Below are 16221 nucleotides of genomic sequence, written 5' to 3' on the forward strand. Positions count from 1 at the left end.
CCCGCAGACGGGCCAGCAGGCGCGCCGGCGGCACCGGCTCCGAAGCCACCGGCTCCCGGCAAGGGCCGGGCAGCGCTGTTCGCGTACGGCACCCGACGCCCCGGCGGGCACCGCGTGCCGGGGCCCTACGTCGCGGTGGCGGTGCGCACCAACGGGCTGACACCGATGCGCGACCGCATCATCGAGATCGCGGCGCTGCCGCTGGACAGCACCGCCCAGCCAGACGGAAAACCACTGGTCAGCCTCCTGGAGCCGCCGAACGCCGAGGTGGGCCCCACGTTCCTGCACGGGCTGGAGCCGGCCGATGTGCGCTTCGCCCCGAGCTTCGCCGATCTGGCGCGCCAGGTGCTGGCTCCCCTGGAGGGCCGGGTCGTCGTGGCGCACAATGCCGGCCTGGTGGAGCAGTTTCTCGCTGCGGAATTCTTGGTCGCCGGCCTCCTCGTGCCGACGCACCCGGCGCTCGACATCTCGGCGATGGCGCGCGAGGTCATCGCGACCCCCAACTACCGTTTGCCGACGCTCGCGGCACACCTGCGGCAGCGCTATCGGCGCGGCGGCGCTGCGATCGACGAGGCAAAACTCGTCGCGGCGCTGCTGCCGACGCTGCTGGCCCGCTGCGGCGACTCGCTGACGTACCCGGTGCCGGCGACGCCGGTGCACGACCTGGCGCGCGGCGCAGCGCGGCCGGCGCCCCGGCCGCGCCCCGTGCACCCCGACACCGTGGAGCCGTGGCTGGCCGGCCTCATGACCCGGGTCAGCGCGAGCGCGCACGAGACGAACGACCCGCGGGTGGCCGCGTACCTCGAGGGCCTGACCGATGTGGTCTCGCGGGGGCGCATCGTCACCGCCGAGACGGGTGAGCTGGCCGGGATGCTGGCCCGCTCGGGCTATCCCGCGTCGCGGATCCGCACGATCCTGGAGCGCCTGCTGGAGTCGCTGCGGATCGCCGCGTTCGAGGAGGCGCGCATCGGCCCCGCTCAGCTTCGCCACCTGCGGGCCGTCGCGACCTCGGTGGGCATCCCCACGTACTTCGACGACCTCATCCCACCGAAGGCCCCGCCCGCGCCGCAGCCGGGCTCGGGCAGCTTCAGCCGGCCCGTGCGCAAGCCGCTGCCGCTGCCGGCGCCGCCCCGCGCGCCGCGCTGCGGGCATTGCCTGGTCGTGGGGCACTGGACGGCCAACTGCCCCCGGCTGCGCGGCTCCCGCTCCGACATCGTCACGCCGGTCAGCCCGATCGACCCGATCTGAGCCTGTCGAGCTGAGCCGGTCGAGCTGAGCCGGTTGAGCTGAGCCTGTCGAGCTGAGCCGGTCGAGCTGGGCCGGTCGAGCTGAGGCGACCGGGTCCGGAGCTGTCCAACGGAGGTCGTTCGCCGCTAGCGTGGCTCGACAACCTCAGGAGGCTGCCATGGCGATCGATCTCAATTCGGACTCCGGGGAGTCCTTCGGCAACTGGAAGATGGGCGACGACGCGACGATGATGACCATCGTCACCTCCGCCAACATCGCCTGCGGGTTTCACGCGGGCGATCCGCATGTCATGCGGGCGACGGTCACGCAGGCCGCTGCGAACGGCGTCTCGATCGGGGCCCACCCGGCCTACCGCGACCTGCCGAACTTCGGGCGCGTCTTCGTCGACGTCCCGCCGGCGGAGCTCACCGACGCGGTGATCTACCAGATCGGGGCCCTGCAGGCGATGACGAAGGCCTGCGGCACGAAGGTCTCCTACGTCAAACCGCACGGCGCGCTGTACAACACCATCTGGCACCACGAGGCGCACGCCGCGGCCGTCGTCCAGGCGATCGTCGAGGTCGACCCGAGCCTCCCGCTCCTGTGCATGCCGAACACGGTCGTCGAACGCATCGCGAACGAACGCGGCCTGGCCACGGTCATCGAGGCGTTCGCGGACCGCGCCTACACGCCCGAGGGCACGCTGGCCTCGCGCCGCATCGAGGGCAGTGTCATCCACGACCCGCAGGCGGTCGCGGCGCGCGTCGTGCGGATGGCGACCGAAGGCACCGTCGAGACGGTCGACGGCGGCGTCATCGAGCTGACGGCCCGTTCGATCTGTGTGCACGGCGACACCCAGGGCGCGGTGGAGATCGCGCGGACCGTCCGCGGCGCCCTGGCCGACGCCGGGGTCGAGCTGGCTCCGTTCGCATGAGCCGGCGGATCCTGCCCTGCGGCAATCTTGCCTTTCTCGTCGAGCTCGACGACCTGGAGGAGGTGTTCGCGCTGCACGCGCTGCTCACCGCGGATCCGCAGCCGGGGCAGGTCGATGTCGTCGCGGCCGCCCGCACCGTGCTCGTGCGCGCCGCCAGCGCCGGCGCCACGCAGCGCCTGGCCCAGCACGTGCGGGCACTGCAGATCACCCAGACGGTCGAGCGGGACTCCTCGCTGGTCGAGATCGACGTGCTCTACGACGGTGAAGACCTGCCGGAGGTCGCGCAGCTGCTCGGCATGAGCGAGGAGGCCGTGATCGAGGCCCACACCGGGCAGATCTGGACGGCGGCGTTCGGCGGCTTCGCGCCCGGATTCACGTACTGCGTCGGCGAGAACAACACCCTCGACGTGCCGCGCCGCGACACCCCGCGCACCTCCCTGCCAGCGCGCTCGGTGGGTCTCGCGGGTCACTTTTCCGCCGTCTACCCCCGCAAGTCTCCCGGCGGCTGGCAGCTCATCGGCCGGGCCGCGCAGGTCATGTGGGACGCGACCGCGGATAAGCCCGCGTACGTCGCTCCGGGCAACCGGGTGCAGTACCGGGCGGTCCGCGAGCTCATCGAGGTGCCCGATCCCAAGCGCAGCGCGCCGGAGCCGCACGGCAGCGCGCTGCGGGTGGAGCGCCCCGGGCTGCAGTCCCTCATCCAGGACCTCGGTCGTCCCGGCTACGCCGACCTGGGTGTCTCGGAGTCGGGCGCGATGGACATCGACAGCGCCCGCCGCGCGAATCGCCTGGTCGGCAACGATCCGGGTGCCGCGGTCGTCGAGTGTCTGCTCGGCGGCCTGAGCGTGACGGCCGTGGGTGACCAGGTGCTCGCGGTGACCGGTGCCAGCGCGCCGTTGCTGGTCACCGATCCGACGCTGAGCGACCCGGAGGACGACGACGCGCCCTGGCGGGTCGAGCGGGTCCTCGATGAGCCGTTCGCCCTGCGCGACGGGCAGACGCTGGAGATCGGCACGCCGCAGGCGGGCATGCGGGTCTACCTCGCGGTCCGCGGCGGGCTGGAGGCGCTCGAAGTGCTGGGCTCGGCTTCCTCCGATCTGCTCTCCGGAGAGGGACCGGAGCCGCTGTCGGCCGGCGGCGCCGTCCCGGTGCGGCCGATCGCCGGCGCGCACATCGTGGGCGCCCGCGACGACGCCCCCGAGCTACCGGGCGACGAACTGAGCGTCCGCATCACCCTCGGCCCGCGCGACGACTGGTTCGACCCAGAGGCGATCGACGCTTTCCTCGACCAGGCATGGGTCGTCACGGATCGCTCCAACCGGGTGGGTTTGCGCCTCGAAGGGCAGTCCGTGACGCGCCGCGACGGCATGGGTGAGCTGCCGAGCGAGGGCACCGTCGCCGGCGCCATCCAGATACCCCCGGACGGCCAGCCGGTGCTGTTCATGCGCGATCACCCCGTGACCATCGGCTACCCGGTGCTCGGCGTCGTCGACAGCCGCGACCTGAACCTCCTGGCGCAAGCGGCCCCCGGCGCGACCGTGCGCTTCGACGTCATCGAGCGCGCCGACAAGGGCTGATCCCGCGTGACCGCCTACGGCACCTGGTAGTCGGCGTCGCGCGCGTCGGTGATGAGCATGTGGCCGGGCGCGTGGCCGAAGGCGATCGGCGGGCGGGACTCCATGACGGCGGCCTGGGGCGTGACCCCGCAGGCCCAGAACACCGGGATCGTGCCGTCGGGGATCTCGACGGCCTCACCGAAGTCGGGTTCGGCGAGGTCCGTGATGCCGAGGGCGCCGGGGTCGCCCACGTGCACCGGAGCCCCGTGCACGGCCGGATACCGCGAGGTGATGCGGACCGCGTCGGCCACCTGGCTCGCGGGGATCGGCCGCATCGACACCACGAGCGGGCCGCCGATCCGCCCGGCCGACTCCGCGCGCACGCTGGTGCGGTACATGGGCACGTTGCGGCCCTGGTCGACGTGCGCGATGGGGATGCCGGCGGCCATCATCGGAGCCTCGAACGTGAAGGAGCAGCCGATCAGGAACGTCACCAGGTCGTCGCGCCAGTGCCCCGCCAGGGAGTCGAGCGTCTCGACGAGCCGCCCGTCGCGGTACACGGTGTAGGCCGGCACGTCGGTGCGGATGTCCCCGCCCGCCAGCAGCGGCCCGCTGGTCTGGCCCGCGTCCAGCACCCCGAGCACCGGGCACGGTTTGGGATTGCGCTGGGCGAAGAGCAGCACGTCGAACGCGATGTCCTTCGGCACGATGAGCAGATTCGCCTGCGCGTACCCCGCGCACCAGCCCGCCGTCGGCGCGACGAGGCCGTCGCGGAACCGGCGGCGGGCCGCTGCGGGAGTCAGGCCCGCGACCTCCGAAGGCGTCGCCCGCACGACTCAGCCCGCCTGCCACAGCGCCGACAGACCACCGATGGCGTTGACGCCCAGGTAGATCGTCAGGAGCCACGACAACACGCCGATGACGAGCAGCCACTTGGGGTAGACGTACCCGTCCAGCAGGTCCTGGCGGCGCCACGCGACCCACAGGATCAGCGTGAAGCCGATCGGCAGGATCAGCCCGTTGACGGTGCCCACCACGATGAGGATCGTCTGCGGGGCCTGGCCGAGCATCCAGAACACCGCCGCCGAGAACAGGATGAAGCCGACGGTCACGCCGTTGCGCAGGTTCTGCGACGCGCCCTGGCGGGTGATGAAGGAGACCGAGGTGAACGCGGCGCCGATCACCGAGGTCAGCGCGGCGCCGAACAGGATGATGCCGAACAGCCGTACGCCCACCGTGCCGGCGGCGTACTGGAAGGCGTCGGCGGCCTGCGTGGTCGAGGCCGACAGGTCGATGCCGGCGGCGACGACGCCGAGGATGGCCAGGAACAGCAGGGCGCGCATGACGCCGGTGGCCATGATGCCGATGATCGAGGAGCGGGTGATGACCTGAACGTTGGCCCGCCCCACGACGCCGGTGTCGATCATGCGGTGGGCACCGGAGTAGGTGATGTAGCCGCCGACGGTGCCGCCAATGAGGGTGGTCACGACAAAGAAGTCGAACTGGTCGGGCAACACCGTCTGCCGCAGGGCCTCGCCGACCGGCGGCTGCGCCTGGATCGAGACGTAGAGCATCAGCAGCATCATGAGGAAGCCCAGGAAGACCACGACGGCGTCCATGACCCGCCCGGCGGCCTTCCACAGGAAGATGCCGATTCCGACGGCGGCCGTGACCAGGGCGCCGATGCGGGCGTCCAGGCCGAGCATGGCGTTCAGGCCCAGGCCGCCACCGGCGATATTGCCGATGTTGAAGATCAGGCCGCCGACGGCCACCAAGGCGCCCAGCACCCAGCCGAGCCCGGGCAGCACCTCGTTGCCGAGCGTGTTCGCGCGTTTGCCGGAGACGCCGATGACGCGCCACACGTTCATCTGCACCGCGATGTCGACGAGGATCGAGATGAGGATCGCGCACGCGAACGCCGCGCCCATCCGGATCGTGAAGTTCGTCGTCTGGGTGATGAAGCCCGGCCCGATGGCCGAGGTGGCCATGAGGAAGATCGCGCCGATCAGCGTGCCGGAGCCGGTGGCCTTGACCGGCGCCGCGGCGCCCGCCTTCGTGCCGCCTGCGCCGTTGCTGTCGCTGGTGTCCCGGGGTTCCATTGGTGCGCTCATGCGAGTCCCTTCACGGGGTCGCCGTCGGGCGGGCGGCGATCGGTAGGGCACACCCTAGGGCTCGCCGGCTACCCGTGGGCAGCAGCGCGACACGACTCAGCTCATGAGACTCAACTGCAACTGCACGGGAGGATCGTCGTGGTGACGTCGCCGAAGTCGATGCGCCGGCCGTGGGGGCCGACGGCGGTGGCCCGGATGGTGATCGTGTCGCCGTCGAGCAGGAAGGTGCGGCGCTCCCCGGCGACCGTCACGGGCTCCTTACCGCCCCAGGTGAGCTCGATGAACGCCCCGCGCTGATCCTTCTCCGGGCCCGAGATGGTGCCGGAGGCGAAGAGGTCGCCGGTGCGGGTCGCGGCGCCGTTGACCGTGGTGTGCGCGAGCATCTGCGCGGGGCTCCAGTACATCTCGCGGTACGGCGGTCGGGTGACGACCTGCCCGTTCCACTCGACCTCCAGGTCGATGTCCAGGCCCCACGGGGTGTCCATCCGCAGGTACGGCAGCGGCCGTGGGTCCTGCGTGGGCGTCGGCACGCGGGCCGCGCGCAGCGCCTCCATCGGCACCACCCAGCAAGAGATCGAGCTGGCGAAGCTCTTGCCGAGGTTCGGGCCGAGCGGCACGTACTCCCAGGCCTGGATGTCGCGGGCCGACCAGTCGTTGAAGATCACCGCGCCGAACAGGTGCTCGTCGGCCTCCTGGGTGCCGATCGGGCGCCCCATGTCGTTGCCGACGCCGACGACGAAACCCAGCTCGGCCTCGATGTCGAGGCGCACGCTCGGGCCGAACACCGGCTCCGGGTCGTCGGGGCCCTTGCGCTGGCCGCACGGGCGCATGACGTCGACGCCCGAGGGGATGATCGTCGAGCTGCGGCCGTGGTAGCCGACCGGCAGGTGCTTCCAGTTCGGCATCAGCGGGTCCGGGTTGTCGGGGCGGAACAGCCGCCCGAGATTGCTGGCGTGGTGCTCGCTGGCGTAGAAGTCGACGTAGTCGGCCACCTCGAACGGCAGGTGCATCGCTACGTCCGCGACGTCGAAGACGGCGTCGTCGGGCAGGTCGCCGGTGACCTTCTCGCGCAGCAGCGAGCGCACCGCCGACCACTGCTGCGGCCCGGCGGCCATGAACACGTTCAGGGAGCCGGTGGCGAACCACTCCTGCGCCTGCGGCAGCGACGGGTCCAGCGCCAGCGCGAGGTCGACGACGTGGTCGCCGACGCGGGTGGCGCAGCGACGTTCGCCGCCGGCACGCGAGTAGACGCCGTAGGGCAGGTTGTCGAGGCCGAAGCCGGAGTCGGTGGGGATGTCGATGCGGGTCATGCGGGCGGCTCCTTGGTTGCCGGGAGTCGAGCTGTGGCCGTCGAGCTAGCAGATGAGGCCGAGGTCGGTGAGTTCGGTGAGGGGGTCGGTCACGCTGCACGTGCCGAACGAACCGAAGGCCGCGCGGGCGGCGGCGGCACGCTCGTCGGGCAGGTCGGCGACGCGGCCGGCGAGCGCCGCTCCGTCGCGTTCGGTGAGGATGCGCTCGACCTCGTCGATGTCGGCGCCGACGAGGGCGGCGTCGGTGGCCAGCAGCACGTTGAGAAAGCCGTGCTGCTCGAACCCGGTGTCGGGGTCGGTGTTGCGGATGGCGTGGTGCAGTCCGGCGGTCGCCTTGAACGGCAGACCCGACTGGACGCAGGCCACGATGGCCGCGGCCAGTTCGGCCTCGTCGGGGTAGAGGTCGGCGCGCACCCCGCCGGTGCGGAACTTCGCCCGGTACGGCGATCCGGCGTGGGCGGATGGGGCGCTGAGCGCCGCGATGATGTCGGCGCGACGGTGGTCGCGGGGCACCTCGACGGCGATGGGCACGTCGGACGCGCTGCCGCCGCGGCTCAGCGCCGCGTCAAGGGCGGGCAGCAGGTCGGCAGCGGCCAGGTCGTCGGGCAGCGCGACCTCCAGGCCGGCCAGGCGCACGGCCGGCAGGTGCGCCAGGGTGGCCAGCACCGCGGGCACACCGTCGGGGCCGGGCACGGTGACGACGACCGGCAGCGAATCGGCCTCCAGGTGACCGACCAGCGGGGTCAGCTCCCCCACCGCCGCCGCGGAGAGCACGAGCGGCCCGACGAGCTCGGCGTACTCGCTGCGCCGGTGCGCCAGGTGCGCCGGGATCGCCTGCTCCAGCGGCAGCGACCCGGGTGGGAAGATCGCGGCGTCGTCGCACAGGCCGGTCAGCGCCGGCGGGATGCGCCGGCTCACGAGGCGTCCTCCGGCAGCGGGGCACCACCGGTCCAGCTGTAGGGGTAGACGCCGTCGTCGCTGGCCAGGGCCGCCTCGCCGAGGTCGAGCGGGCGGAAGGTGTCGACCATGACGGCGGTCTCGTCGAAGTAGTCGCGCCCGATCGAGGCCTCCGCGGCGCCGGGTTGCGGGCCATGTGGGTGCCCGGCCGGGTGCAGCGACACCGACCCGCGCCCGATGCCGGAGCCCTTGCGGGCCTCGTAGTCGCCGGCGGTGTAGAACATCACCTCGTCGGAGTCGACGTTGGAGTGCACGTAGGGCACGGGGATCGCCAGCGGGTGGTAGTCGACCTTGCGCGGCACGAAGTTGCAGACCACGAAGTTGTTGCCCTCCCACACCTGGTGCGCGGGCGGCGGCTGGTGGATGCGGCCGGTGATCGGCTCGTAGTCGTCGATGTGCAGCAGCAGCGGGTACAAGCCGCCGTCCCAACCGACGACGTCGAGGGGGTGGAACGGCAGCGTATGCACGGTGCCCCCGATGCCGAGCGGCCCCGGACCGCGGTGCTTGATGTAGACATCGGTGACCTGGTTCGGGTCCTCCCCGATGTCCTCGGCGAGCAGCACCTGCGTGGGCACGACGAAGTCGCGCTCGCAGTAGGGCGCGTGCTCAAGCAGCTGGCCGTACTTGGAGAGGAAGCGCTTGGGCGGGCGGATGTGGCTTGTGGCTTCGATGAAGTACAAGCGCAGCGGCTCGACGTAGCCCTCGTCGCCCTCGACCCGCGGGATCCAACGGTGCGTCGTGCAGCGCGGCACGAGCGCGTAGTGACCCTCGCGCACCTCGAAGGCGCCGAACACCGTCTCCAGGCGGGCGTTGCCGCGCTCGACATAGACCAGCTCGTCGCCGATCGCGTTGCGGTACCACGGGCTCGTCGTGGTGACCAGCGCATAGGAGAGCCGGACGTCGCCGTTACCGAGCAACAGTCGGCGGCCGTGCACTGCATCGATCTGCGCGCCCGGCTCGAACAGCTCGTGCAGCTTGAAGTGCAGCGGCTTGAGCGGGTGGTTGGGGGTCGTACTCAGGTCGCCGACCTCCCAGGCGCGGGCGCGGCCGACGGAGGAGGGGTGGTTGCGGTGGTAGAGCAGCGAACTGGAGGAGCTGAAGCCCTCCTCACCCATGAGCTCTTCGTAGTAGAGCTTGCCGTTCTCGTCGCGGTGCTGCGTGTGCCGCTTGGGCGGCACATTGCCGATGTTCCGGTAGTACGGCACGGAGGACTCCTCGCATCGTTGCAAATAATGGAACTACTCGTCTCCTATTAGCACGATATCGGGAGGGTGCGGAGCCGGGCAACCCTTCACCCTCCACGGCTTGCGCACCTGGCGACCGCAATGCGAGCTGCCGCCCGATATGTCCGGTTAGGAGTTTCGGTCCCGTGGGGAAGCTGGTTGATTGAGCACACCCGGGGTGCGGGCTTGAGTCAAGGAGGATCACCATGGCCGACCAGACCGACGAGCAGAGCCAGACCGACGAGACCGCGGATGCAGAGATCCAGCAGCAGGAGAGCGAGGAGCGGCAGCAGGCCGCGGAGGAGTTCGCCGCCGAGCATGACCCGGCCAACCACGACCTGAGCGCGGGCGAGGAGTTCCGGCAACGGGGCGACTGGACCGCCGACAAGGCCGGACAGCCGCAGGTGTGGGACTCCGAGGGCAACCTCGTCGAGGGCTCCGAGAGCGCCGGCACCCTGTCGCCTGAGGATGTCGCCGACGCCGACGCGGATGCGGGCACACACGCTGGCGAAGATGCCGGTGACGCGGCCGGTGACGGCGCTGCTGAGGCTGCATCCACCCAGGGCGACGCCGCCCCGGACGGGCGCCGCGTCTCCGAACTGGAGGAGGTGGTCGACGGCGGCTACAGCGTCGGTTCGGCCGCCCCGATCGAGGACGGTGCGATGCCGCTGGGGCACCCGGTCAAGGCGTGGAACGACACGATGACGTTCCTGGCGCCGGGCGCCCCGGGCTACGTTGGCGCCGATCCGCACGTGTGGTTCACCGACGCGCAGGCCGCCCAGAACGCCGGGTTCGGCCCCGCGAACTGATCGACGCACCTGACCGTCGCAACTGACCGACGCGAGCTATCGACGGCCCGGGCCACCTGAGGTGCGCCCGGGCCGTCGTCGCCTCACATCCAGGGCATGGCCTTCAGTCCCGGTGCGTGCCAACCGAAGTGGCGCATGGACCGTTCGTCGCTGAAACGCACCGCCCGCGTGCTCTTCTTGAGCCAGCGGTTCTTGGCGGTGGACCACGCGTAGGTGGTGTCGGTGCCGCGGTAGCCGTCGCCGTTGAGCACGTGGGTGGCCTGGGTGACGACGAGCTTCTTGTTCGCGCCTTTGCCGGAGAGGGTGTAGCCGGTGCCGTAGCCGTAGGCGGCGTCGGGGGCCCAGCTCGGCTCCCCGGAGTACGGGTCGCGGGTGGCGAAGAGGCGGCCGTCGCGCCACGTGAGCATCTTGAACCACGGGGTGTGGGCGCCGAATCCGTAGAAGATGAACAGCTCCTGCCCGCGCACGCCGTCGAAGTCGGCGGCCCCGTAGTAGGGGGTGTCCGGCACGGCGGTGCCGAAGTCCGACTGGTCGATGAGGATCGACGCGGTGCGCTTGGTGGCGGTGCGCACGGTCACCCGCAACTGGTGATTGCGGGTGGAGGCGACGGTGACCTGATCGGCGCGCCCGTCGCCGTCGACGTCGGCGCGGTAGGTGCGCGTCGGTGCCGTGCCGACTCCGGCGGCGACTGCGGTGACGCTCGACACCGGACTCGGAGCGGCCGCTTGGGCGGTGGCCGCTCCGCCGATGGCCGAGCCCGCGATGGCGGCGGCGACGATGGCGGACGCGGCCGTGCGGCGCGCGCGTACAGCTGACATGAACTTCCCCTTTTCCCCTGTCCCGCCGATGGATTACCAGCGGTGTGTCCCAATGGCAGTCATACGCCTGCGATCGGCCGGACACCAGGAGGCAAGTACCTAGGCGCGGTCACGATTCGGCCACGTGCCGTGGGTTGTCGGCCTTCATCACTGGTTAGCTGGAGCTCATGGAGACGGTGAGCACGGGCCACCCCGGTCTCGACTCGATCATCGACGGCCTGCGACTGGGCGACAACGTGGTGTGGCGGGTCGACTCGCTGGAGGATTTCGCCGCGGTCGCCGCACCGTTCGTCGCCCAGGCTCGCGCCGACGGACGCCGCATCGTCCACGTGCGCTTCGGCCACCGTGACCCGTTACCGGAGATGGAGTCGCGGCTCATCGATCCGTCGCTGGGTTTCGAGCGCTGCGCGATGGCGGTGCACGACGCCCTGACGGAGATCGGCCCCCTGGGGTTCTACGTCTTCGACCCGCTGGCCGACCTGCACCAGCATTGGCAGTCGGACCTCATGGTCATGAATTTCTTCAAGGCCACCTGCCCCTACCTGTATTCGCTCGACACCATCGCCTACTTTCCTCTGCTGCGCGACCGGCACACCCCCGCGACGGTGGCGGGGGTCCGCGACACCACCCAGCTGTTGCTCGACCTGCACCACATCGACGACGAGCTCTACGTGCATCCGTTGAAGGTGTGGGAGCGGCATTCGCCGACGATGTTCTTTCCGCACCGGCTGGCCGACTCCGAGGCGATCTCGATCACCTCCTCCCACGCCACGTCGCGGCTGTTCTCGACGCTGGCGCGGCCGGTGCGGCCCCGCGAACCGTGGCTGCGGCGCATCGATGAGGCGTGGGCGGCCCTCGACGGTGACGACGACGCGCAGCGCCGGGCCCGCGATCAACTGCGGGCGATGCTGGTCGGGCCCGCCGGGCGCATGGCCGAACTCGCCGAGACCCACCTGACCCTCACCGACCTGCTCGCCGTCGCGTCCCGACAGTTGGGCACGGGCGCGATCGGAGGCAAAAGCGTCGGCATGCTGGTAGCCCGCGCGATCCTCGAGCACGATCCGGAGCAGCGTTTCTCCGATGTGTTGGAGCCCCACGATTCGTACTACCTCGGCGCGGACGCGTTCTTGAGCTTCCTCATCATCAACGGCTGGTGGCCGCTGTGGAGCGAACATAAGCAGCACGACTACTACGGCGCGGCGCAGAAACTGCAGCCGCTCATCGCCTCCGGTCGATTCTCGCGGACGATGCGCGGGCAATTCCTCGCGATGTTGGAGTACTTCGGCCAGGCGCCGCTCATCGTGCGGTCGAGTTCGCTGCTGGAGGACAACTTCGGCAACGCCTTCGCCGGCAAGTACGACTCGGTCTTCCTGCCGAATCAAGGCTCCCCGGAAGAGCGTCTCGCCGCTTTGGAGGCGGGGTTCAAGCAGGTGTACGCCAGCGCCCTGAGCGAACCCGCGCTGCGATACCGCGAGGACCGCGGTCTCTCGGATCAGAACGAGCAGATGGCGGTGCTCATCCAGCGCGTCTCGGGCGATCACCACGAAGGGATGTTCCTACCCGACGCGGCCGGCGTGGCGAACTCCTCCAGCCTCTACGCGTGGAAGCCCGACCTCGCCGACCGCGGCATGGTGCGACTCGTCGTCGGTCTCGGCACCCGCGCGGTCGACCGGACGGGTGGAGACTTCGCGCGCATCGTGGCCCTCGCCGACCCGCTGCAATCACCGGTGAGCGCCGACGACGCCGGCCGCTACAGCCAGCGCCGGGTCGACGCGCTCGATCTGGCCTCCGGCACGGAAGTGACCCTGCCCTGGGGCGAGGTGCGGCGCCGAGCGCCCGGCATGCCGTGGCGGCTGCTGCTCAGCCCCGATCACGCCCTGGCCGAACGCCAGCGGGAACGCGGCCGCAGCGGACCGCCGCCCGAGCTCATCGACTTCGCCGGACTGCTGCGCGACACCGACTTCGCCGCCACGTTGGACGACCTGCTCGTGGCGCTGAGCACCGCCTACGGGCACCCCGTCGACGTGGAGTTCACCGTGAACCTCGACCGCGACGGCGTGCCTCGGGTCAATGTCGTGCAGTGTCGCCCGTTACAGACCCGCGGCTCGGGTCCGGCGGTGGCGACCCCTCGCGTGATCCCGCAGCGGTGTGTGCTGGCCACCGACACCTTTCTCGGCGGCAACGCCCGGCTGCCCCTCGACCTCGTGGTGAGTGTGCGCGCCGAAACCTACCTGCGCCTCGGGCAACCCGACCGGTATTCCGTCGCGCGGATGATCGGCAAACTCAATCGCGCGCTGTCCGGGCGCTCGGCGATGCTGATCGGCCCGGGCCGCTGGGGCACCACGACGCCGTCCCTCGGGGTGCCGGTGCACTTCAGCGAGATCAATCGGTTCGCGGTGCTGTGCGAAACCACCTATTCCGAAAGCGACTTCCGACCGGAGTTGTCCTATGGCAGTCACTTCTTCCAAGAATTGGTCGAAGTGGGCATGCTCTACGCCGCGGTCTTCGACGATCGGGGGGCGACGCGATTTCAGCCCGAGCTGTTGGCGCGTCGACCCAACCGGCTCACCGAACTGCTCGACGGATCGGGCGATGCCGCCCAGCTGGCCGACGTGATCCACGTGGCCGACACCGACGGCCTCCTGCTGCACTCGGACGTGGTCTCCCAGCAGTTCGTGGTGCAGTTCGAATGACTCGCGTCTACCCGGTCTTCACCGGCTCCTGATCACAGTTGCGCCACGCTGCCCCCTGGCTCCTGAAAGCCCGCTGAGATCGACTGCACCCCAGGTCCGTTCGTAACTCATTCGTGATGTGGGAGGTCTAGGTTCGACCGATAACCGGGCGGGCGACCGCCGCACCCGAGCGGGGGAGAAACGACCGATGAGCACGACCATCCCGAACCGTGGTTCCCTGCTGCATCGGATGGCGCGGCGCAAGCCGATCGGGCGCGCGCACGACACCGAGCTCAAGCGCACGATCGGGCTGTTCCAGCTGACGATGTTCGGCGTCGGAGCGACGATCGGTACGGGCATCTTCTTCGTCTTGACGACGGAGGTGCCCGCCGCGGGCCCGGCCGTGGTCTTCTCGTTCGTCATCGCCGCTTTCGTCGCCGGACTGACCGCCTTGTGTTACGCCGAATTGGCCGGCGCCGTCCCTGTTTCCGGCTCCTCCTACTCCTATGCGTACGCGACGCTCGGTGAGGCGGTGGCGATGGCGATCGCGGCCTGCCTGCTTTTGGAGTACGGGGTATCGTCGGCGGCGGTCGCGGTCGGCTGGAGCCAATACCTCAACGAACTGCTCAACAATGTGGCCGGCTTCCGGGTGCCGCACATCCTGTCGGTGGCGCCGTCGGAAGGCGGCCTGATCAATCTGCCGGCAATGGTGTTGGTCTTCTTGTGCATGCTGCTGTTGATCCGCGGGGCGAGCGAGTCGGCGACGGCGAACGCCATCATGGTGCTCATCAAGATCGGCGTGCTCGCCATGTTCGTCGTCATCGCCTTCACCGGCTGGAACAGCAACAACCTCGCCGACTTCGCACCGTTCGGGTTCGCGGGAGTGTGGGCAGCCTCGGCCGGCATCTTCTTCTCGTTCATCGGCCTCGACGCGGTGTCGACGGCCGGGGAGGAGGTCAAGGATCCCGGGCGGACGATGCCGCGGGCCATCGTGTTGGCGCTGATCATCGTCACGACGGTGTACGTGCTGGTGGCGCTGGCGGCGGTCGCGGCGCAGCCCTGGCAGCGGTTCGAGGGCCAGGAGGCGGGGCTGGCACAGATCCTCTTGGAGGTCACCGGCTCCTCGCTGCCGGCGACGATTGTCGCGGCCGGTGCCGTCATCTCGATTTTCTCGGTGACGCTCGTGACGATGTACGGGCAGACCCGCATTCTGTTCACCATGGGCTCCGACGGGGTGCTGCCACCGATCTTCAAACGGGTCAATCCGAAGACGCTGACGCCGATCCCCAACACGATCATCGTCGCGGTGGTCGTGTCACTACTGGCGGGATTGGTGCCTCTGGAGGGCCTGGCCGACCTCGTGAGCATCGGGACGCTCGCGGCGTTCACGGTGGTGGCGATCGCCGTCATTCTGTTGCGCCGCCGCGAGCCCGACCTGCCGCGCACCTTCCGGGTGCCGGGGTATCCGGTGACGCCGGTCCTGTCGATCATCGCGTGCCTTTTCGTCATTTCCGGCCTGCATTGGGTGACGTTCTTGTTCTTCGGCCTGTGGGTCGGGGCAATGATGCTCTTCTACTTCGTGTACGGCATCAAGCACTCCAACCTCGAGCCCTACCCGAACGCGGAGGAATCGTGACCAGCGGCCCGGTTCTCGTCGGTTACGGCCCGGAGGATCGTGGGCGCGGCGGGCTCGAATTGGCGCGGCTGCTCGCCGAATCCGCGGGCCGTTCGGTGCTCGTCGTGTGCGTGATCCCCGATCGGTGGGGCGCGGCGGGTATGGGCCGCGGGGTCGACGGCGACTATCAGAGCTACCTGGAGGGGCTGGCGCGCGAGGCGGTGGAGCATGCGTCGGCAGTGCTGGCGGACTGCTCGGTAGCGGTGGAGTCGCGGGTGGTCACGGCGCGCTCGGCGCCGGCGGGGTTGAGCCAGGCGGCGCAGGAGTCGGACGCGTGGCTGCTCGTGACGGGCGCCTCGGCGGACGGGCCGTGGGGGCACATTGCGCTGGGATCGACGACGGACCGGATGGTGCACAGCTCGGCGGTCCCGGTGGCGCTGGCGCTGCGGGGCCTTCGGTACGGCGACGCGACCCGGGTGGGGCGGGTCACCGCGGCGGTCGATGGATCGCCCAGCTCGCACGGGGTTCTGGAGCGGGCGGCCGATCTGGCGGCCCAGGTGGGTGCGCCCCTGCGGGTGGTGTCGTTCGCAGTGCGCGCGGGCACCATGTACCCGCCGGAGGCAGGGCTGCACGCGGAGGATCGCGTGGTGCAGCAGTGGCGCGAGCAGGCCCAGGCGATGATCCGCGCCGACGTCGAGCGCCTGCCCGCCGCGCGCAATTGTGACCCTGAGCTGCAGGTCAGCGACGGCCACTCGTGGCGGGAGGCGCTCGCGAGGGCGGGCTGGGTCGACGGCGAGCTGCTGGTCGTCGGCTCCAGCGCCAGCGAACCGCGGATGGCGCGCGTTTTCTTGGGCTCGACCGCCACCCGCATCGTGCGGCACGCCCCCGTGCCCGTCGTCGTCGTGCCGTAAGTAGTCGCCACCCCCTTGGCTGCGGCCAGAGCTCCGGCCCAGTCGAGGGTTTGCGGCACCCTCGGACTGCACTTGACC

The 16221-nt window shown here is 70.4% G+C and carries 13 protein-coding genes; 7 read left to right on the forward strand and 6 right to left on the reverse strand.

Annotated elements, in window-relative coordinates; all coding sequences use genetic code 11:
- The 3 genes from KILIM_RS19910 to KILIM_RS19920 form a co-directional block, all read left to right on the forward strand.
- Nucleotides 1-1248: exonuclease domain-containing protein (locus KILIM_RS19910; RefSeq protein WP_006594555.1), on the forward strand; the 1248-nt coding region annotated here is incomplete at its 5' end.
- A gap of 157 nt (nt 1249-1405) precedes the next feature.
- Nucleotides 1406-2161 carry a LamB/YcsF family protein gene (locus KILIM_RS19915; protein ID WP_006594556.1) on the forward strand — a complete coding sequence of 252 codons (756 nt, stop codon included), beginning with the start codon at nt 1406-1408 and terminating at the stop codon, nt 2159-2161.
- The gene (locus KILIM_RS19920) at nt 2158-3738 is read left to right on the forward strand and encodes a 5-oxoprolinase subunit B/C family protein (RefSeq protein ID WP_006594557.1); all 1581 of its coding nucleotides are present in this window, start codon (nt 2158-2160) and stop codon (nt 3736-3738) included. The genes KILIM_RS19915 and KILIM_RS19920 overlap by 4 nt, the downstream gene beginning before the upstream one ends.
- A gap of 14 nt (nt 3739-3752) precedes the next feature.
- Here KILIM_RS19920 and KILIM_RS19925 read toward each other — a convergent pair whose 3' ends face one another.
- The 5 genes from KILIM_RS19925 to KILIM_RS19945 all read right to left on the reverse strand — a co-directional run bounded on the left by KILIM_RS19925 (nt 3753) and on the right by KILIM_RS19945 (nt 9300).
- Nucleotides 3753-4550, reverse strand: a complete 798-nt coding sequence (locus KILIM_RS19925; RefSeq protein ID WP_006594558.1) for a putative hydro-lyase — start codon at nt 4548-4550, stop codon at nt 3753-3755.
- A gap of 3 nt (nt 4551-4553) precedes the next feature.
- Complete coding sequence (locus tag KILIM_RS19930) at nt 4554-5828, reverse strand: NRAMP family divalent metal transporter (RefSeq protein ID WP_373280995.1); 1275 nt, start codon at nt 5826-5828, stop codon at nt 4554-4556.
- Between the two features lie 110 nt (nt 5829-5938).
- Entirely contained in the window at nt 5939-7138 is a 1200-nt protein-coding gene (gene fahA, locus KILIM_RS19935) for a fumarylacetoacetase (protein WP_006594560.1), read from the reverse strand.
- Nucleotides 7139-7183: 45 nt separating this feature from the next.
- On the reverse strand, nt 7184-8056 hold the full coding sequence (locus KILIM_RS19940) for a hypothetical protein (protein ID WP_006594561.1): 873 nt from the start codon (nt 8054-8056) through the stop codon (nt 7184-7186).
- Nucleotides 8053-9300 (reverse strand): homogentisate 1,2-dioxygenase, encoded by a 1248-nt coding sequence (locus KILIM_RS19945; protein ID WP_006594562.1) that lies wholly within the window; start codon nt 9298-9300, stop codon nt 8053-8055. The genes KILIM_RS19940 and KILIM_RS19945 overlap by 4 nt, the downstream gene beginning before the upstream one ends.
- A gap of 224 nt (nt 9301-9524) precedes the next feature.
- On the opposite strand from KILIM_RS19945, the gene KILIM_RS22870 reads away from it, so the two are divergent.
- Entirely contained in the window at nt 9525-10127 is a 603-nt protein-coding gene (locus KILIM_RS22870) for a sunset domain-containing protein (RefSeq protein ID WP_006594563.1), read from the forward strand.
- Between the two features lie 83 nt (nt 10128-10210).
- Here KILIM_RS22870 and KILIM_RS19955 read toward each other — a convergent pair whose 3' ends face one another.
- On the reverse strand, nt 10211-10945 hold the full coding sequence (locus KILIM_RS19955) for a hypothetical protein (RefSeq protein WP_006594564.1): 735 nt from the start codon (nt 10943-10945) through the stop codon (nt 10211-10213).
- A gap of 167 nt (nt 10946-11112) precedes the next feature.
- Between KILIM_RS19955 and KILIM_RS19960 the strand changes: the two genes are divergently transcribed.
- The 3 genes from KILIM_RS19960 (at nt 11113) to KILIM_RS19970 (ending at nt 16143) form a co-directional block, all read left to right on the forward strand.
- Complete coding sequence (locus tag KILIM_RS19960) at nt 11113-13638, forward strand: PEP/pyruvate-binding domain-containing protein (protein WP_006594565.1); 2526 nt, start codon at nt 11113-11115, stop codon at nt 13636-13638.
- A gap of 187 nt (nt 13639-13825) precedes the next feature.
- Nucleotides 13826-15253, forward strand: a complete 1428-nt coding sequence (locus KILIM_RS19965) for an APC family permease (protein WP_006594566.1) — start codon at nt 13826-13828, stop codon at nt 15251-15253.
- Nucleotides 15250-16143 (forward strand): universal stress protein, encoded by an 894-nt coding sequence (locus KILIM_RS19970; RefSeq protein WP_006594567.1) that lies wholly within the window; start codon nt 15250-15252, stop codon nt 16141-16143. The genes KILIM_RS19965 and KILIM_RS19970 overlap by 4 nt, the downstream gene beginning before the upstream one ends.
- Nucleotides 16144-16221: the final 78 nt, after the last annotated feature.

The sequence above is a fragment of the Kineosphaera limosa NBRC 100340 genome (assembly GCF_000298215.1).
GTDB lineage: Bacteria > Actinomycetota > Actinomycetes > Actinomycetales > Dermatophilaceae > Kineosphaera > Kineosphaera limosa.